Annotated in this window: 17 protein-coding genes, 1 other RNA gene and 1 pseudogene; 15 read left to right on the top strand and 4 right to left on the bottom strand. The window is 38.2% G+C overall.

Features of this window, described 5'->3' with window-relative positions; genetic code table 11:
• Positions 1-514: 514 nt before the first annotated feature.
• The 3 genes from KS419_RS10975 (at position 515) to KS419_RS10965 (ending at position 4199) form a co-directional block, all read left to right on the top strand.
• The gene (locus KS419_RS10975; protein ID WP_217066447.1) at positions 515-1774 is read left to right on the top strand and encodes an MFS transporter; all 1260 of its coding nucleotides are present in this window, start codon (positions 515-517) and stop codon (positions 1772-1774) included.
• Positions 1775-1845: 71 nt separating this feature from the next.
• Positions 1846-2045: non-coding RNA, 6S RNA (gene ssrS / locus KS419_RS10970), on the top strand.
• A gap of 84 nt (positions 2046-2129) precedes the next feature.
• Entirely contained in the window at positions 2130-4199 is a 2070-nt protein-coding gene (locus KS419_RS10965; protein ID WP_217066446.1) for a peptidoglycan D,D-transpeptidase FtsI family protein, read from the top strand.
• Positions 4200-4277: 78 nt separating this feature from the next.
• Here the strand turns inward: KS419_RS10965 and KS419_RS10960 are convergent, their stop codons facing one another.
• Both KS419_RS10960 and KS419_RS10955 read right to left on the bottom strand, forming a co-directional pair.
• On the bottom strand, positions 4278-4838 hold the full coding sequence (locus KS419_RS10960) for a hypothetical protein (protein ID WP_217066445.1): 561 nt from the start codon (positions 4836-4838) through the stop codon (positions 4278-4280).
• Complete coding sequence (locus KS419_RS10955) at positions 4829-5191, bottom strand: hypothetical protein (RefSeq protein WP_217066444.1); 363 nt, start codon at positions 5189-5191, stop codon at positions 4829-4831. The genes KS419_RS10960 and KS419_RS10955 overlap by 10 nt, the downstream gene beginning before the upstream one ends.
• Positions 5192-5593: 402 nt before the next feature.
• Between KS419_RS10955 and KS419_RS10950 the strand changes: the two genes are divergently transcribed.
• The 7 genes from KS419_RS10950 to KS419_RS10920 all read left to right on the top strand — a co-directional run bounded on the left by KS419_RS10950 (position 5594) and on the right by KS419_RS10920 (position 10924).
• Entirely contained in the window at positions 5594-6193 is a 600-nt protein-coding gene (locus KS419_RS10950) for a hypothetical protein (protein WP_217066443.1), read from the top strand.
• Positions 6194-6285: 92 nt separating this feature from the next.
• The gene (gene rpmG / locus KS419_RS10945; RefSeq protein ID WP_088074843.1) at positions 6286-6435 is read left to right on the top strand and encodes a 50S ribosomal protein L33; all 150 of its coding nucleotides are present in this window, start codon (positions 6286-6288) and stop codon (positions 6433-6435) included.
• Positions 6436-6518: 83 nt separating this feature from the next.
• The gene (locus tag KS419_RS10940) at positions 6519-7085 is read left to right on the top strand and encodes a 5-formyltetrahydrofolate cyclo-ligase (RefSeq protein WP_217066442.1); all 567 of its coding nucleotides are present in this window, start codon (positions 6519-6521) and stop codon (positions 7083-7085) included.
• Positions 7086-7251: 166 nt separating this feature from the next.
• Positions 7252-8208: an L-lactate dehydrogenase gene (locus KS419_RS10935; protein WP_217066441.1), complete on the top strand. Its 957-nt coding sequence runs from the start codon at positions 7252-7254 to the stop codon at positions 8206-8208.
• A gap of 100 nt (positions 8209-8308) precedes the next feature.
• On the top strand, positions 8309-8485 hold the full coding sequence (locus KS419_RS10930; RefSeq protein WP_217066440.1) for a hypothetical protein: 177 nt from the start codon (positions 8309-8311) through the stop codon (positions 8483-8485).
• 115 nt (positions 8486-8600) lie between these two features.
• Positions 8601-9347 carry an HAD family hydrolase gene (locus tag KS419_RS10925; RefSeq protein ID WP_217066439.1) on the top strand — a complete coding sequence of 249 codons (747 nt, stop codon included), beginning with the start codon at positions 8601-8603 and terminating at the stop codon, positions 9345-9347.
• Positions 9344-10924: a rhomboid family intramembrane serine protease gene (locus KS419_RS10920; protein ID WP_217066438.1), complete on the top strand. Its 1581-nt coding sequence runs from the start codon at positions 9344-9346 to the stop codon at positions 10922-10924. Before KS419_RS10925 ends, KS419_RS10920 begins: the two co-directional genes overlap by 4 nt.
• Here KS419_RS10920 and KS419_RS10915 read toward each other — a convergent pair.
• Positions 10921-11829: a hypothetical protein gene (locus tag KS419_RS10915; RefSeq protein ID WP_217066437.1), complete on the bottom strand. Its 909-nt coding sequence runs from the start codon at positions 11827-11829 to the stop codon at positions 10921-10923. The two genes, KS419_RS10920 and KS419_RS10915, sit on opposite strands and share 4 nt — an antisense overlap.
• 146 nt (positions 11830-11975) lie before the next feature.
• On the opposite strand from KS419_RS10915, the gene KS419_RS10910 reads away from it, so the two are divergent.
• Positions 11976-13427 (top strand): spore germination protein, encoded by a 1452-nt coding sequence (locus KS419_RS10910; protein WP_217066452.1) that lies wholly within the window; start codon positions 11976-11978, stop codon positions 13425-13427.
• 157 nt (positions 13428-13584) lie between these two features.
• Here KS419_RS10910 and KS419_RS10905 read toward each other — a convergent pair whose 3' ends face one another.
• Positions 13585-13971, bottom strand: a complete 387-nt coding sequence (locus KS419_RS10905; protein ID WP_217066436.1) for a YueI family protein — start codon at positions 13969-13971, stop codon at positions 13585-13587.
• A 137-nt stretch (positions 13972-14108) separates the two neighbouring features.
• On the opposite strand from KS419_RS10905, the gene KS419_RS10900 reads away from it, so the two are divergent.
• The 4 genes and pseudogenes from KS419_RS10900 to KS419_RS24895 form a co-directional block, all read left to right on the top strand.
• Positions 14109-14621 carry a hypothetical protein gene (locus tag KS419_RS10900; protein WP_217066435.1) on the top strand — a complete coding sequence of 171 codons (513 nt, stop codon included), beginning with the start codon at positions 14109-14111 and terminating at the stop codon, positions 14619-14621.
• A 37-nt stretch (positions 14622-14658) separates the two neighbouring features.
• Positions 14659-14895: a YqgQ family protein gene (locus KS419_RS10895; protein WP_217066434.1), complete on the top strand. Its 237-nt coding sequence runs from the start codon at positions 14659-14661 to the stop codon at positions 14893-14895.
• Between the two features lie 45 nt (positions 14896-14940).
• Entirely contained in the window at positions 14941-15906 is a 966-nt protein-coding gene (locus KS419_RS10890) for an ROK family glucokinase (protein WP_217066433.1), read from the top strand.
• Between the two features lie 295 nt (positions 15907-16201).
• A pseudogene (locus KS419_RS24895) lies at positions 16202-16882 on the top strand (DUF1385 domain-containing protein); the annotation flags it as partial.
• Positions 16883-16950 lie beyond the last annotated feature (68 nt).

Here is a 16950-nt window from a genome sequence, read left to right as displayed (position 1 = left end):
GCTGCGGGGCACTTCGGAAGTGACAACCGAAGTCAAAGAGCGGACTTCTGTTGTCATTCCTCCACTGCCCTACGCTCGTGTTCATAGGCGCTTGCGTTTTTCTTATTGTCTAGCTCCAGCGCCTACTCGCAAGGGAACTGAAAAAGTGGTGCTTTTCCACTTTTTCAGTCCCTAAGCAATGAGCGTAGCCGTCGCAATCTTTAAAAAGCTTGATAGGAGTGGTTTTCTCCTATCAGGCGAGCGACGAGCGCAGCCATTGCCATACAAATAAAAGGAACTGAAAAAGTGGTTTTAAACTTTTTCAGTTGCTTCTTAATTGCTGCGGGGCACTTCGGAAGTGACAACCGAAGTCAAAGATCGGACTTCTAGTTGTCATTCCTCCACTGCCCTACGCTCGTGATCCTAGGCGCTTGCGCTTTTCTATTTCCTTAACTTGGTTGATTTGGTTTTGTCGCATATCCTTTTTGCTATCGAGGCACAATAGAAAGTGTCACGGCAAAAGGAGCGTAGGTCTATGAAGAAGTGGGTTCAAACGGTAGTGGGTGATATTGAGTTAAATAAGGACTTGAACCTTCTTTTAGTTATTGGCGGTCTTTATGCACTTAGTATTGCCTTATCAAACACATTTGTTAATGTTTACTTGTGGAAGCAATCAGGTGAGTTCATGGACTTAGCTTTCTACAATTTATCGGCTGTGGTGATGCAGCCAATCACATTTGTATTAGCAGGAAGATGGGCAAAGAAGATTGATCGGGTAGTCGTTCTGAGGTTAGGCGTCACCTTTTTATCAATCTTTTTCTTTACTGTTTTATTTCTAGGGGAAAACGCCGGAACGTATCTTGTAATTCTTGGGGGATTATTAGGTATTGGATCTGGATTTTATTGGCTTTCCTTTAATGTGTTAACTTTTGAAATTACCGAGCCTGAAACCCGTGATTTCTTTAATGGCTTTTTAGGTATTCTTACCTCTTTTGCAGGAATGATCGGACCGATTTCAGCAGGCTTTCTTATTACCCATATGGACAAACTTACAGGCTATCGTGTGATTTTTGCTATCTCCTTAGGTCTGTTTTTGACTGCTGTTGTATTAAGTTTCTTCCTAAAGCGCCGATCGGCAAAGGGGCAATATCATCTGAGAGATGTCTTCCGTATTCGGAAAGAATATGGACAATGGCGAAGGGTGTTACGTGCCCATTACTTTCAGGGGATACGGGAAGGAAGTTTCATTTTTGTCATAGTCGTATGGGTATATGTTGCTACCGAAAGTGAATTGGCACTAGGCACATATGGATTAATCGCATCTGCCGTCTCCTTTGTGTCCTATTTTCTTGTGGCAAGGTTCATTAAACCAGTATATAGAAAGCGTTCGATACTAATTGCAGGTTTAATTCTTTACGGTGCTATATTCCTAATCGTACTTGGGGATTTGAGTTTTACAAGGTTAATTATGTACGGGATTACCATATCTATCGCGTATCCTCTCCTTCTAGTTCCTTATGTCTCCTTAACATATGATGTGATAGGACATGGTTGGAAGGCAGCGGAAATGCGAGTGGAATATATTGTTGTCAGAGAGCTGTTTTTAAACCTTGGCCGGATCTCATCAATCCTTATATTAATTGGATTCATTCTCACGTTTGGGGAAGAATCTGGAATACCAAAAGCACTTCTTGTGTTAGGGTTAGGACATACATTAATTTATTGGTGTATTCGGAAGATTAACTTACCCTTTTCTGGGGAAAAGGAAGCTTATAGCATGGAAAAACAAGAGTAAATTTGATTTGGAGTAACGAAAGGTACTATATTGAAAAAATAACTGTTTATGTTATAATAAAGCTAAATCAAATATGCCTGCGGTGTTGGTGAACTTCGAGCTTAATTCGAACCGAACACCAATTCACATGGGAGCTTTATATTAAAGCATGTACAACATGCCTCCATAGTACATTGGTACTATCGTGGAAGTTGGAAATGCTTTTGCAAGCACCCACCTGCTTTAGGGCGGGTTCGTGAAATCTGGAAGATAACCGCATTGCGGGCAAAATGTTTAGGCACCTTCTAAAAAGGTGTCTATTATTATAGTCCATAACATAAATTATAGAAGGAAGATATATGAAAGGACCTCAACTATGAATGACAAAAAATCAAAAAAGAATCACTTGCCAGTTCGATTAAATATCTTATTTTTTCTTGTGTTTGTTCTTTTTTCAGTTCTTATATTACGTTTAGGTATTGTCCAAATTGTACAGGGGCAGGAATTTGAAGAACAGGTGGAACGGACGATAAACGTAAGTGCTCCTGTGGAAGCTCCGAGGGGATTAATGTATGACAGATTTGGAAATATCATTGTAGACAATCAACTCCTATTTACTGTCACATATACCAATCGTCATACCCCTCAGCAGGAAATGTTAGAGACTGCAAGAAAACTAAATGAATTCGTCACCTTGGAACCCACAAGAATTAATGATCGGGATATCAGGGAATACTGGGGTATTATATTCCCGGAAGAACTGGAAGAAAAGCTTACTATTGAAGAAGCGAAAGAAAAAGAAATTGAAGATAGTGCTGTTCATCTTGAAAGATTATCCCGGATAACGGAAGAAGAATTAAACTCGCTTACCGAAGACGAAGAGGAGATGGAAGTTTTTGCATTGTGGCGGGAATTTAATGTTGGTTATAACCATCTTCCTCACAAAATACTTCAAGACATCACTTATGAAGAAGCGGCACGGATTATGGAACATATGGACTTATTACCTGGTGTAGATATTATAAGGGATGCAGAGAGGAAATATGTTTTTGAAGATTCATTAAGGGGAATAATTGGGAACGTTGGTTCCATCCCAAGGGATGAGCTAGATTTTTTCCTTGCTAATGGTTATGAAAGGAACGCAGAAGTTGGGTTAAGTTATTTAGAATCCCAATATGAATCTGTCCTCCGCGGAAGAAAAGGCAGTCTAGAAAATTTCATGGATCAAAGAGGAAATTTCCTGAGAAATCCAGAGATAAATCATGGGAGCCGCGGAAATGATTTAATACTTACTTTTGATATGGAACTGCAGCAACGTGTGGAGACAATCATTGATGAGGTAGTAGAAGACCGTATATCTGGATTCGTCGGTGAACCTGATGCATACGTCGTAGTCATGGAACCCCATACAGGGGATATTCTTTCTTTGGCAGGATATAGAAGTGATATTGGTACCTTTACTTCTGCATTTGAAATGGGATCTGCCATTAAAGGTGCCACTGTTCTTGCAGGATATGATACAGGTGTGATGCCTCCGGGAACGACGATTTTAGACCGGACCATTAATCTTCCAGGAGCACAGCCAATCAGTTCACATCGAACATTAGGATATTTAAATGATTTAGGTGCATTAGAACAGTCCTCTAACATTTATATGATTGAAGTTGCCATGCGTATTGTGGGTTACGTTCCTGGAGTATCAGGGACGAACTGGGGGAATTTCTATCGTGGTTATGATGTGATGCGAGGCTATTATGAACAGTTTGGACTCGGAGTTCCAACTGGATTAGATTTGCCGAATGAGTTTAAAGGGATCAATGGTGGAAATCATCCACAGCCTGGTAATCTTTTATTCTTAACGTTTGGACAGTTTGATACGTATACACCATTACAGTTGGCTCAATATGTTTCCACAATTGCAAATGATGGGTATAGAATTGCTCCTCGTGTTGTAAAAGAAATAAGGGAACCGGGAGTTTCAAAGGAAGATTTAGGTCCCATATCCCAGCAAATGGAACCAAAGGTTTTAAATAAAATTGATGTGGATGAAGCATACATTGACCGATTAAAAGAAGGTTTTCGACTTGTCACATACGGCTCAAGGGGAACAGCAAGGGCGTTCTTTGAAGATGCAAGATATAATGTAGCCGGAAAAACGGGCACTGCACAGGTGACAGTCAATGGCCGCTATGCTAACAACCAGACCTTTGTTGCGTTTGCCCCTTATGATAATCCTGAAGTGGCTATTTCAGTTGTCGTTCCAGGAATGGATCGTGACAGAGGTGGAGTTGCAAACACGATTGCAAGACAAGTGTTGGATGCCTATTTTGATCTGAAAGAAAAACGGCCATTGTACAGGGATGGATTTGTGGATGAGGTAGAAGACGCAGAGGAAGAAGAAGAGTCTGAAGAGGAAAACGGATTAGAAGAAGAGTCTGAAGAATAACCTTAAAACAGAATCAATAAGACCCCCCCTCAAAATCGAGGGGGGGTTTTTATAAATGACAAAACTTCAAGTATCTATTTAAGGTGAAGTGATGATGGTGACAATTTCGGGGATTGTCATTTCACTAGTAATATTATACTCACCCATACGAATAATTCGATCTACTTCATTGTCAACGATGTAGTCAATTAAAGGACGACCTTCTTCCAATATATTACCGTTGACTAATTGTGCAGCAATATCATGGGAATTCATTCCCGATTCAATTTTTAAGACCGTTTGATATGTCTGTACAGGAGACTCCTCCACGTCATCTTCTTCTGCAGATTCCGTAGTATCATCTTCTTCCAGATCCACTTCCTGTTGCGTTTCTATATCTGTTTCTAAATCAAGGGTTAGAAGGGAAATTTGATCCTCCAACTCTTCAAGATCCCGTGTAAGTTTTTGAAAATCCCTTTGTTCTAAAACAACGAAAGATTCATCCTCCAGAAAACTAATAGCTTGTTCAATGGAAGTGATTTCTAAATTCTCGGCACTAGAAGTGGAATTACTTCCTCCAAAGTAGTAATTAAGAGCAAATATAGATGTAGTTAAAAAGATACCAATAGCAGCACCTCGAAAATTATGCTTTATAGACACGTCGTTTCCTTCCTTTCACTACTAGAAGCAAGCATTGTCTCAATATCATCTTGTTCTCGGTTGGTGATTGTTGCTATATCAGTTACGGAATATCCATCCTCATACATTGCTAAAACATCGTCCCTTGTTAAGACTCTGGCAGGGTCCCCTAAAAGGTCATCCTGGTTCGATTCTAAGATAAATTCTTCTTCCATGACTTTCACTTTTTGTTTTAATTGGTACATCTCTTGCATTAATTGTATTGACATATTTTCCACTTGTTTTTCTAGCTCTTTCGTTCTGTCTTTTTGCAAAAGAGATAATATAAATAAAATAGCTGATGAAACGAATAGTCCAAAGATGATCCAACCCATAAAAAATTCCCCTCCAGTTAATGTGAAAATACTAACATTAGTTATACCACAAAAATTTTTTTCTCGAAAGATGTCGAAAGTCCAATTCGACTGAAGGAAAAACAGTTCAAAAGTTATAAATGCGACAGTTTACGTACTATACGGGAAAAAAATTATGAAATTTTGTCATAAAATTGGTGGTTATTGCCAGTGGTATAAAAAATAACACTAATTAATCATTTTATTCCTTATCAGCCTTGAACATGACAGATAATGACAAAATTACCTTCTTGTTGAAGTGATGAAGAGTAGGTAAGATGAATATACACAAACCAACTAGTAAAGATTTGTATAAACAGTAAGGTGAGTTTCATAGAAGAAAAGACAAGCTGTCTGGGAAGAATAAAAAGGAGGTTATAACCTATGTCTGTATTACCTAAACTGTCGGTTAATTATAAAAAAGAATATGTGATAAAGACAAATGAATGTAAAAGTAGCATTCTCCATCCAGAACATTTTCTAAACTTTCAAGATGGAAATAATTCTGAGATAGCATGGAAATGGCTTAACTTACCAATCCGGTCAGATGGGAAGATTTTAAATAAACTGGTTATCCAGAATATGACAAAAGAATTTCTCCATATAAATCTATTAGTAAGATTTACAATCGATTCTGACAGTGATTGTCCTTTAGTCTATTATTCCCCTTCTCGTGAAGCCTTAATTAGTTATGATGGTACGGGATATAGTTTGTTTGGGGGAATTGGAAACCGTAGAGAAGCAGTTAATTACAGTACTATTCATGTGGATGTGGAACAGTGGGAAAAGGGATTACCTCTTAATTTTCAGCCATTGTCCAAACATAGTGAAGGTTGGGGGATGGAGTTTGAATTACAGTTACCAAAAAATGCAACTTGTTTTATTTATGAATGGGAGTTTAAAAGTTCCAAACTTCATGAATTGGAAGACCTCCACTCTCAATACCAATGTTTACTGGGAAACCAGACGTTTTCGAACACATAGAAAGTACAATTAAATCTTTCCCCTTGAATGTCCCTCTATTTTTTGCTATTATTTTAAAGTATGATTAGTTTACAGGTTTGGAGGGAGAAAAAATGCGCGTTAAAATTACATTAGCTTGTACTGAAACAGGTGATCGCAACTACATCACTACTAAAAATAAACGTGAAAATCCAGAGCGTCTTGAGCTAAAAAAATATAGTCCAAGATTAGGGCGTCACACATTACACCGTGAAACAAAATAAGTTGATAAGAAGAGCGACTTAAAATCTACCCAACTAACCGGATGGATTTTAAGTCGCTCTTTTATCTTAAGGGAGGCGATATATTGAATAAGAAGGAATTAAGAAAGTTGGCGAAAACAAAATTAGATGCATTATCCAAAGAAGAGAGACTGCGGAGAACGGAAATAATTCATCAAAAACTTTATCAAACGAAAGAATGGTTGAATGCAAAAATTATTGGAATAACCGTTTCCATCGGTGACGAACTGGATACATATAAGGTAATACAGAAGGCTTGGGTAGAGAAAAAAATTGTAGGGGTACCAAGATGTCTGCCACTAAAGAAAGAACTTGTATTTTATGAAATTAACTCATTTGAAGATCTTGAGGATAGTTTTTATGGATTGAAGGAACCAAAAGAGAAAAAAGAGAAAGTTATTCTCCCAAAAAATATTTCTTTTCTCCTTGTCCCAGGAGTAGTTTTTGATCAGCATGGTTACCGTATAGGTCATGGCGGTGGGTATTATGACCGTTTTCTGGAGTTATATGGAAGTGAAATAAAAGCCACTTGCTCGTTATGTTTCCATTTTCAATTAATGGATAACATCCCAAAGGAAGATCATGATATTCCTGTGGAGAAGGTTATCACTGATACGGTAATCATAAAGTAAGATGGATTGTACCTTTTTCTTTGTCGGTTACATCAAAGTTTTCACACTAAAAAAATAGTCATGTCGATGATATAATAGGAAAAGAAAAACCATTAGAAATTTACATAATTTTTTTAGCCGGACAAGGGGATTGTAATAATAGGATTTGCTTAAAGGGGGATTTTTGATGGATTTCGGAAATAAAATAACAAGGATTGCGGTCATTGGAACTGGGTTCGTTGGATCAAGTTATGCATTTACAGTAATGAATCAAAATGTGACGGATGAAATGGTACTAATTGATTTGAACAAATCGAAGGCGGAAGGGGATGCCATGGATTTAAATCATGGCTTACCATTTGGTTATCCCACAAAGATTTGGTCGGGAGATTATTCTGATTGTGGTGAAGCGGATATTGTTGTTATTACAGCGGGTGCAAATCAAAAGCCTGGAGAGACAAGATTGGATCTTATTGAGAAAAATGCAAGAATATTCAAGGGGATTGTCAATTCTGTAATGGAAAGTGGATTTAAAGGTATATTTATTGTGGCAACTAACCCAGTAGACATATTAGCATATGCCACATGGAAATTCTCAGGTCTGCCAATGGAACGGGTGATAGGGTCAGGAACCATTCTTGATACGGCTAGATTCCGATTTTTATTAAGTCAGTACTTCGATATTGATGTCAGAAATATTCATGGGTATATTATGGGGGAGCACGGTGATACGGAGTTACCTATTTGGAGTCAGACAAGAATTGGATCTGAGCATATAAAACGGTACATGGAAAAGTATAAACCAGATGGAAAACAGGAAGACTTAGATGAAATCTTTGTGAATGTTAGGGATGCTGCGTATCATATTATTGAACGGAAAGGTGCTACCCATTATGCTATTGCTATGGGACTAGTACGTTTAACGAAAGCAATTCTAAGAAACGAGTCCTCGTTACTGACAGTCTCCACATTGCTTCAGGGAGAATATGGTCTAGACGATTTATATATTGGTGTCCCTGCTATCGTCGGGAAAAATGGAGTGGACAGAATTATTGAAATTGATTTGAACGATGAGGAAAAGAAGCAACTAAAGCATTCTGCTAACGTGCTAAAAGAGGCAATGAAACCAGTTTTTCAAGTATAATATTCCCACATCAAAAGCCTTTCTTTACTTTAGGACAGTTTTTTGTTGGATAAGAAAGCCGATTTTAACCATCCTAATGAATAAAGGAGGATGGGTTAGTATGCAACGAATAATTATCATCATCGGATTATTGATTGGAATTAACAGTTTATTTAAAAACAGATTTCGGATGTTAAACACCTTTTTATCCAACAAGTGGCTGCGGAGGTTGTCTGTGGCACTTGTTATGCGAATTCCGGCAGTGAGAGAAAAAATGATGTATACGATGTTACGTTAAATCCCGATTTTTTTCGGGGTTTTTCTTTTGTTATTGGAGTGGATTGAATCCTTCAGAGGTTATGAATCGTAAATTATATACTCCCTTGATATAATAACAAAGAGGTGAACTAGTTGTGTGGAAAGGCATTTGCTTTGACTTAGACAATACATTATTTGATCATGAGGAGGCCTTTGAACGGGCTATCCATTACTGCTATCATATATACCTTAAAGACGTATTAATCAACGAAAATATCGTTCCCTTTGAAGTTTTCTTTCCTTTGTTTAAAAAAAATAGTGACAGGCTTTGGAAAGGACTGGAAGAAAGACGATTTACGAAAGAAGAATATCGAAGGGCAAGATTTAATGAAACAATGGAGACATTGAATTTACCCTCGGGAATGGCTTATGCGGATCAATTTCATACCATCTACTTTAATGTTGTGGACGAATTTTGTGAGGCGTATCCTGGCTTGCCGGATCTTTTTTCTTTTTTGACAGAAAGTAAGGTGAAACTAGGAATTGTTACGAATGGGATGGGGGATACCCAATACAATAAATTAAAGCAGATTGGTGCAGAGAAATGGATACCGAAAAAAAATGTCATTGTGTCAGAAGAAGTGGGAATTGCAAAGCCAGATAAAGAGATTTTTCAACTGGCGGAGCATCAATTGTCCCTGGCAGGAGAAGAACTTCTTTATGTGGGAGATTCATGGCAACATGATGTGTTAGGTGCTATGAATGCGGGATGGGATGCCATCTTTTTAAATACAAGACAGGAAAAAAGATCAACCAATCATGAACCGATAGGGGAATATCATACATTAGATCAAGTGAGGGAGTTTATGGTGGATATTTTTGGGCGAAGGAGGCTTCCATGAACAGATTAGCGTTAGAACTGCGATATTGGGAAATAGTCTATCATCTTGTCAACCGCGAAGGGATGCGGGTCGTTCATTTTAGCAAGAACGGAAAAGAAGTATGGATCGAAGATGATAGGAAAGAACCGTATCAGATCATTCGATTTGCCCATCGGGATTTTGACTGGAGCAATGAATTGCGTAGTGACATAAAAAACACGTATGAACGGGCTAAACAAGTCCGAAAGCAGTTAGGTCTCCGTTCTGCAAATGTCATCAATTTGGTCTTGGCCCAGTACCGACCAGTAGACAGTTATGAAGAACTGATTGATCGTCCGCTGCCGTTTACTGCTGGAGGGAAGCATCAGCTACGAACCATACTCCTTCCCCTAGATGAATTATCAGCAACATTTTTTCCATTGGCTACGGAATGGAAGCTTCATGAAATGCCTTCTTTCCTTCCAATGGACCAAGTGGATGAGGAAGAATCCGTGATACGAACACTACGTCACTCTGTTCAACAGGCATCTGAAAAACGAGTGGAAGAAGAAAGGAATGTCTTTTTACACGGAAAACCATATTTGACATACTCACTCCTTGGAATTATCATGGCAATGTTTTTTTATGTGGAATTAAACGGATCATCCACAAATACAGAAACCTTGATCAAATTTGGTGCCAAATTTAACCCATTAATTTTAGAGGGGGAATGGTGGCGATTTTTTAGTGCCATGTTTTTGCACATTGGAATTTTCCATTTGTTAATGAACTCCTTAGCATTATTTTATTTAGGGGGAGCAGTGGAACGTATATATGGAAGTGTCCGGTTTTTCTTTATTTATTTTTTGGCAGGGCTAGTCGGTTCTGTTGCTAGTTTTGCTTTTAATGAGCATGTTTCTGCAGGAGCCAGTGGTGCAATATTCGGTTGTTTTGGTGCCTTATTATATTTTGGAGTTGTACACCGCAGGCTTTTCTTCCGGACGATGGGGATGAATGTCATTGTCATTCTACTAATTAATTTAGCGTTTGGTTTTGCAGTACCAATGGTAGATAATGGTGCACACATCGGTGGATTAATTGGTGGGTTCGCCGCATCAGCAATTGTAAGCCTACCTAAAAATAATTATTTCTTTAGACAACTTGGGGTATTGGTGGTAACGATTATTGGTATCTTCGGTCTCATAACATACGGGTATTCCCAAGAACTAACAGGACAATCATACGCCGTCTACTTTCAGGTGGGACGTGAGCATATTGAAAGAGACGACCTAGAAGGGGGAAAAACGTATTTTGAAAAAATCATTGACTCCACGAAAGACGTGTCTATGGACGATGAAATTGTTACGGGAAGTTATTTTACATTAGCTTATATTCAAGCAAATATAGGTGATCTTCATGAGGCGGAAGAAAATCTGTTAATTACAATCGAACGGGATCCAAATCTCCACGAAGCACTCTATAATCTATCATTAATATACTTAGAGAAGGGTAACTTGGAGGAAGCATATTACTATGTGGATAAAGCCCTTGAACTTCAACCCAACTCTGAAGACTATCAGAATTTGGAAAAGGAATTGAAAAGTGGGTTAGACCATTAATCGGACTTTGTTACTGGAGGAATTTGCTGCAAAAGCTGTTGGCTCGTCTGATCCGCCGTTTCGTATAATACGATTAAATGGGATGACCCTTTGTGTAATAGTATTAAAGGTAATGAGTTTCCCACAGGATCATAATCCTTATCGTTGAATGTATTTATACCTAAAATATAGTGTCGATACAGACCTTCCCATAATTTTCCAATGATCTCAGATGATTGTTCTTTGGAAAGCATAGGTAGTGGTTCATGAAGATAAGTCTCTAAACGGTTGAATGGAATCTTAATATATTGATCTGGATCAATGTTGTATTCCTCCATTAATCCATCCCACACATAAGTCAATTGTTGGTCAATAATCGAATCTAATAACTCTTTGTTTTTTCTTTCAATGGTGCTTGTTGCCTCTCGGAAGGTTTGTAATGGTGAAAGTGGTGAATCAATGACATATAAAATGTCAGAACTCATCGCTTTTTTACTTTTGATAATATCATTTGGATAATGAACTTCTCCATAGTGAAAGGTGATCGCTTCATGCCTGCCACTGTCATCTCCGTGATAAACACCATCCCCCTTCAAATGATCTGTATGCTGTTCCTGAATTTTTTGTTGGTCCACAAGTCTTCCATTTTCAAACAAGAGCGAAATATCCTGCCGTAAATAAACGGAGGAGTCAGTCGTTGATTGATAATCCCATGATAAATAGTATTCGTTTTCATCTTTAATTTCTAAAAGGTTAATCTTCGTTTCATACTGAGTAAAAGAAAGTTGGTCATCTTCTGGGAAATACACGAACGTTTCACTCATGGGAGAAGAAGAAAACCATGGTGTGTAGGAAAATAATACAATGGCAAATAACAATCCAGATGTAGTAATCAAGATAAATAGACGGTTTCTCCCGAAATGCATTTTTTTCACTCCTTCCCGCCATAGACAAGCGTTTATCTATTAGGTTATATGTTTGTTGTTAAGAACGTATGCTACTGAATTTTTTATGCATCGAATTCCTTAAAACGTGAACAATAACGTTTGAAGGGGGAATCACATTGGCGGAAATGGTAAAAAAACCTGCTTCAACAGAATTGGATAAAAACATCTCCTATCTAAAAGAGGAATTAGCAGTTGATAAAAGCTTTGATCTTATATACATAGATTTAGAATATGATGAAGTAAAAATGGCTTTATTTGCTGTGGATGCTTTCGCAAAGGATCAAGCGTTAACACAGATTCAAAGGGAATTAATCCAATTTAAGAAGGAAAAGGTGAAGGGGAATTTAATTCAACGGTTAACGAAAACAAGGATTCCTTTTATTGAAATTGAGAACACAACAGATTTGGATAATGCGATAGATCAAGTGTTAGCAGGACAAACCATATTTGTGGTGGATGGATATGAAGATATCATTCTAGTGGATACTCGGGAGTATCCCGTTAGGGGACCGGAAGAACCGGATACGGAGCAAGTGATTCGCGGCTCTAAGGACGGATTTGTAGAGACTCTCGTCTTTAATGCAGGTTTAATTCGCCGAAGGGTTCGGGACAGGACGCTTCGAAACGAGTATATTCAAGTGGGACGCAGGTCAAAAACAGATATTTGTGTCACATACATTGAGGACATTGCAGATCCAGATTCCGTGAACTATATAAAAGATAATTTAGAAAAAATTGATACTGACGGCTTACCGATGGGCGATAAGACACTAGAAGAATATATTTTCGGACAGCATCTCAATCCATATCCCCTCGTTAGGTATACAGAACGGCCTGATGTGGCCGCCTCTCACTTGTTGGAAGGTCATGTTCTAGTCCTGGTGGATGGTTCTCCAAGTGTCATTATAACCCCCACATCTTTCTGGCATCATCTACAACATGCGGAAGAATATCGGCAAAAACCGGTGGTGGGAACCGCCCTTCGTTTTGTCCGATTCGCTGCAGTGTGGGCATCAGTTTTTTTATTACCATTATGGTATTTGTTTGCCATGAATCCGGACATGCTTCCTTACGGGTTATCGTATATTGGTCCAAATGATGTTGGGCAAGTTCCTCTTATCGCTCAATTTATTCTGGCGGAGGCTGGTATAGAAATGTTACGGATGGCTGCGATCCACACCCCGTCTGCTTTGGCTACCGCATTAGGTTTGGTGGCGGCTATTTTAATAGGGGAAGTGGCCATCGAAGTGGGATTGTTTTCCCATGAGGTCGTTCTTTACTTGGCTATTGCTGCCGTAGGCTCCTTTGCAACTCCAAGTTATGAGATGAGTTTAGCAAACAGGATTGTACGAATCCTTCTTTTGATCGTGGTGTCCATTTTTCATGTGCCTGGTTATATGGTGGGCACTTTTGTCTTGATTTTGTTACTATCTGCAATGAAAGCTTATGAAACCCCTTATTTTTGGCCATTTCTCCCCTTTAATTATCGGGGATTAAGAGATGTTCTGCTAAGGGCGCCAATGCCACTAAAGAACCGACGTCCACGTGCTATTCATCCGATGGACCCTGACCGATAATTTAAATAAAAGGCTGGAACATAACTAAAGTGTTTTATTAAAAATCCGAACAATACACAACGATATCGAAGTATAATTCCGTAGCTAATGATTACATTAACTATCATTATTTCGTTCGGATTTTCATTGATTAAAACACTTTTGTTCCAGCCTCTTTCTATTTCAATTTAAAGTCCTCATCTTTAATAAAAAGCTCTCCTTGTTTGTCAAGTGCCTTGGAAGTAGACAGGACAATGCCGATGGGGGAGTCTTGATTATCACTTACGATAGTAAAGGGAACGGAATGTTTATTTGCAAATTGCACATAATTTGAATAACTTGGGTAATTTAAAGTACCGTTGATATACATATGAACGTCACGATTATTCCTCATAATTTCTTCCGCCTCTTTATATATTCCCTGTTTCCTGATTTGATTCGTCGTTAGTGCTAAATAAACTCGTTCTGAAATGGTCCCTAAAAACAATCTCCTCTCTTCAGGTAATGTTTCTGGTGTCCCGTATATTCCCCTATGGAGAATTTCCTCTAATTTGTTTTCAGACATTTGAGTCCCTCATTTCATGCTCTTTTAATCATTTTTGAATATTAAGAGTATACCAAACGAAAAACATCCACTTCAAATAAAATTCTTGTCCTAATCAGAATTTCCTTTCATAAAATCTAGTGGGGAGGTAGGTTTTGATGATGACTTTTTTTACAATACTCTTGTTTATTGCTGTTGCAGGTTTAGCAATGGGAACGTTGGCTGCTGTAAAAGTATGGTACTCCCTCACAACTTTATTTATATTACTTGTTTCCCTTTGTTTCAGTTCCCTTTGGTTTGGAATTATACTAGGGGGAATGCTTTTTGGTTGGTTACCCTTATTATTCACCAAAATAGTCATAGTATTGTGTTGTCTTGGATTAGCTTGGTTTTTCTTAAATAAATTTCACCCTTCCTATGGATACTTTCCCTATCGTGGGTGGATCCATTGGATATTCCTTGGAGCTTTTTTTCTGTTAATAGGAATTGACTATGCAAATTTAGGGATATCATCCTGGTTCCTCTTGTTGTTACTGCCTGTTTTTGCTGCCATGCTCTTTGCTGGAACGTTCATTATGTGGAAAATTAAATCCATGTTAAGGGGTGGCCCAGTATTTATTTACTTGCCACTTGTATTATTAGTATTCTTAGGTTTGATTAAACTGATATAATATAAAAAGTGAATTCGAATAATAGGTGGAATAAGAAATGACGTTCTTTGAATTACAACAATTCTTGAAAAGGCATGGTACGATTATCTATACTGGAGACCGCTTAGGGGATCTGGACCTGATGGCAGAAGAGTGGAAGGAATTGTATCAGTTAGGTTTACTGGAAAATGAATTATATATGGATGGACGTTTACTTCTTAAAAAAGAGAGTGAACTGGAAAAGACAAAGAGAAACAATGTCACAAAAAATCCGATTGATTTTCCAGAGTCATGATACAATAATGGAGTAGTAGAACTAGAAAAAAATGAGGTAGATAGCATGGAGAAAAAAATACTCGTAGGAATCGATGTTGGTGGAACCACAGTTAAGTTAGCTTTTATTGATGAAGATGGGGAAATTATAACTAAATGGGAGATTCCAACCAATAAATCAGAATCTGGAAGGTACATTGTAACGGATATTGGAGCAACCATCGTTAATAAATTGGAAGAAGAAAAAATTTCTATGTCGAATGTGAAAGCTGTCGGTATAGGTGCCCCAGGATTTATTGATGTGGAAAATGGTCTGATTTTTGAAGCTGTTAATTTAGGTTGGAAGAATTTTGAATTAAAAAAAGAGCTGGAATCGATTCTACATATTCCTACTTTCGTGGATAATGATGCAAATCTGGCTGCGGTAGGAGAAATGTGGAAAGGTGCAGGGAATGGATCCAAAAATGTGGTCTGTGTTACTTTAGGTACTGGTGTTGGTGGGGGAATCATTGCTGGCGGGGAAATTATTCATGGAGAAAGTGGAATGGCAGGCGAAATTGGTCATATTGCATCTGTTGTAGAAGGTGGGGCACCATGTAATTGTGGGAAGACAGGTTGTTTAGAAACTGTATCATCCGCAACTGGAATTGCAAGGCTAGGAATGGAAGCAGTAGAAAGTAACCCTACAGGAATTCTGAAAGAAAAGTGGGAAGCGAATGGTGTGTTAACTTCAAGGGATATTTTTGATGCAGCAATAGAAGGTGACTCATTGGCAGAATCTGTTGTGGAAACATCTACATATTATCTCGGGTTTGCCTTGGCGAATATGTCCAATACACTAAATCCAGAAACGATCGTTATTGGAGGCGGAGTTTCAAAAGCAGGGTCTTATCTTGTGGATTTAGTCCGTAAATCATTTAACCAATTTGCTATTCCGAAAGTGGCAAAGGAAACAAACATCCGAATTGCCACATTGGGAAATGATGCAGGTGTAATCGGAGCGGCTTGGTTGGGTAAGCAGCGAAGTCAATAATAGTGATCCTATTTGGAGTCTCAGGTTTCGGAGTGTAAACCGATAATGGGACTCCTTTATATTGTTTCTTTAATTAGCTGATAATAGACAGTATTAAGTAGTGGCAAAGTGAATATTTGGTCAGTGGTTAGTTGCAATAAAGGAGAGGTTGGGTTTATATGAAAGGGAAAACCATATTGTGCTTCTTTACCGCTTCCGGTTATGATTGTATTATATCAGTCAGTCCGGAGAGGAAGTTTTGATCATATTATTGATCATTCAAAGGATAGAAGTGTTTCCATAGGGGGAATCGTTTATGGTAAGGGGGATGTCGTTTCAGAAGGGGATTGTCTTTATTGGGAGAAAGCATGTTGCTTGTGCTTACAATGATAAAGGGGTTCAAAAAACATGGTTAAAGCCATTAAAGCCCAAAGTATTATTTGAAATTGCAAAACTGGTTTATACTTCTATGCCATGGTGGTTCCATGTTTTTTTCTTCATTTGGGTTACTCTAATCGTTTTACCCCTGCTTTTAAATCAATTAGGTTACAATGACGTCAAGGGATTACCACTTTTCACACTAATCTATTTCTTTTTTGGAACACACTTTTGGTTTCCGAAAGAATTGAAAAAGTATCATGGAGCAGAACATAAAGTCTTTAGTTATAAGGGTATTATCTCCATTACAAAACGTAATGGGATAAAAAAGGCAGAGATTACAAATCGCTACTGTTCCACGAACGGGATTCTCCTTTATTTTTTGACCGTATTATTCCTGTGGGCAGCGTTTCTTATTTATAATAGGAATTCTTGGCTTTTAAGTTTAGAGATGGCAACACTTATTTCTGTTCTTCTCTGGCCAATGTTGACTTACTGGTTAAATAGAATGAAAATGACATTTATTCAACGATGGATACTAAGTGGTTCTTACTGGCTACAAAAATATGTAACCACCAAGGAACCGGATGACTTACATATACGAACAGCTATTCGTTCCTATCGGCGACTGGCTTTAAAAGAATTTCCAGCGAAAGCACGAGTGGTTGTGCCTAGAAGGGAGAGGAT

The organism is Evansella tamaricis (assembly GCF_019042215.1).
In the GTDB taxonomy this organism is placed as follows: Bacteria; Bacillota; Bacilli; order Bacillales; family Salisediminibacteriaceae; genus Evansella; species Evansella tamaricis.
This window is presented reverse-complemented; position numbering and strand designations above follow the sequence as displayed.

What these genes read in the sequence shown, in the direction of transcription:
- rpmG (WP_088074843.1), top strand. Translation starts at nt 6,286, where the DNA reads ATGCGCGTTAAAATTACATTAGCTTGTACTGAAACAGGTGATCGCAAC.
- KS419_RS10915 (WP_217066437.1), bottom strand. Translation starts at nt 11,829, where the DNA reads ATGCATTTCGGGAGAAACCGTCTATTTATCTTGATTACTACATCTGGA.
- KS419_RS10910 (WP_217066452.1), top strand. Translation starts at nt 11,976, where the DNA reads ATGGTAAAAAAACCTGCTTCAACAGAATTGGATAAAAACATCTCCTAT.
- KS419_RS10950 (WP_217066443.1), top strand. Translation starts at nt 5,594, where the DNA reads ATGTCTGTATTACCTAAACTGTCGGTTAATTATAAAAAAGAATATGTG.
- KS419_RS10975 (WP_217066447.1), top strand. Translation starts at nt 515, where the DNA reads ATGAAGAAGTGGGTTCAAACGGTAGTGGGTGATATTGAGTTAAATAAG.
- KS419_RS10920 (WP_217066438.1), top strand. Translation starts at nt 9,344, where the DNA reads ATGAACAGATTAGCGTTAGAACTGCGATATTGGGAAATAGTCTATCAT.
- KS419_RS10905 (WP_217066436.1), bottom strand. Translation starts at nt 13,971, where the DNA reads ATGTCTGAAAACAAATTAGAGGAAATTCTCCATAGGGGAATATACGGG.
- KS419_RS10965 (WP_217066446.1), top strand. Translation starts at nt 2,130, where the DNA reads ATGAATGACAAAAAATCAAAAAAGAATCACTTGCCAGTTCGATTAAAT.
- KS419_RS10930 (WP_217066440.1), top strand. Translation starts at nt 8,309, where the DNA reads ATGCAACGAATAATTATCATCATCGGATTATTGATTGGAATTAACAGT.
- KS419_RS10900 (WP_217066435.1), top strand. Translation starts at nt 14,109, where the DNA reads ATGATGACTTTTTTTACAATACTCTTGTTTATTGCTGTTGCAGGTTTA.
- KS419_RS10890 (WP_217066433.1), top strand. Translation starts at nt 14,941, where the DNA reads ATGGAGAAAAAAATACTCGTAGGAATCGATGTTGGTGGAACCACAGTT.
- KS419_RS10955 (WP_217066444.1), bottom strand. Translation starts at nt 5,191, where the DNA reads ATGGGTTGGATCATCTTTGGACTATTCGTTTCATCAGCTATTTTATTT.
- KS419_RS10895 (WP_217066434.1), top strand. Translation starts at nt 14,659, where the DNA reads ATGACGTTCTTTGAATTACAACAATTCTTGAAAAGGCATGGTACGATT.
- KS419_RS10935 (WP_217066441.1), top strand. Translation starts at nt 7,252, where the DNA reads ATGGATTTCGGAAATAAAATAACAAGGATTGCGGTCATTGGAACTGGG.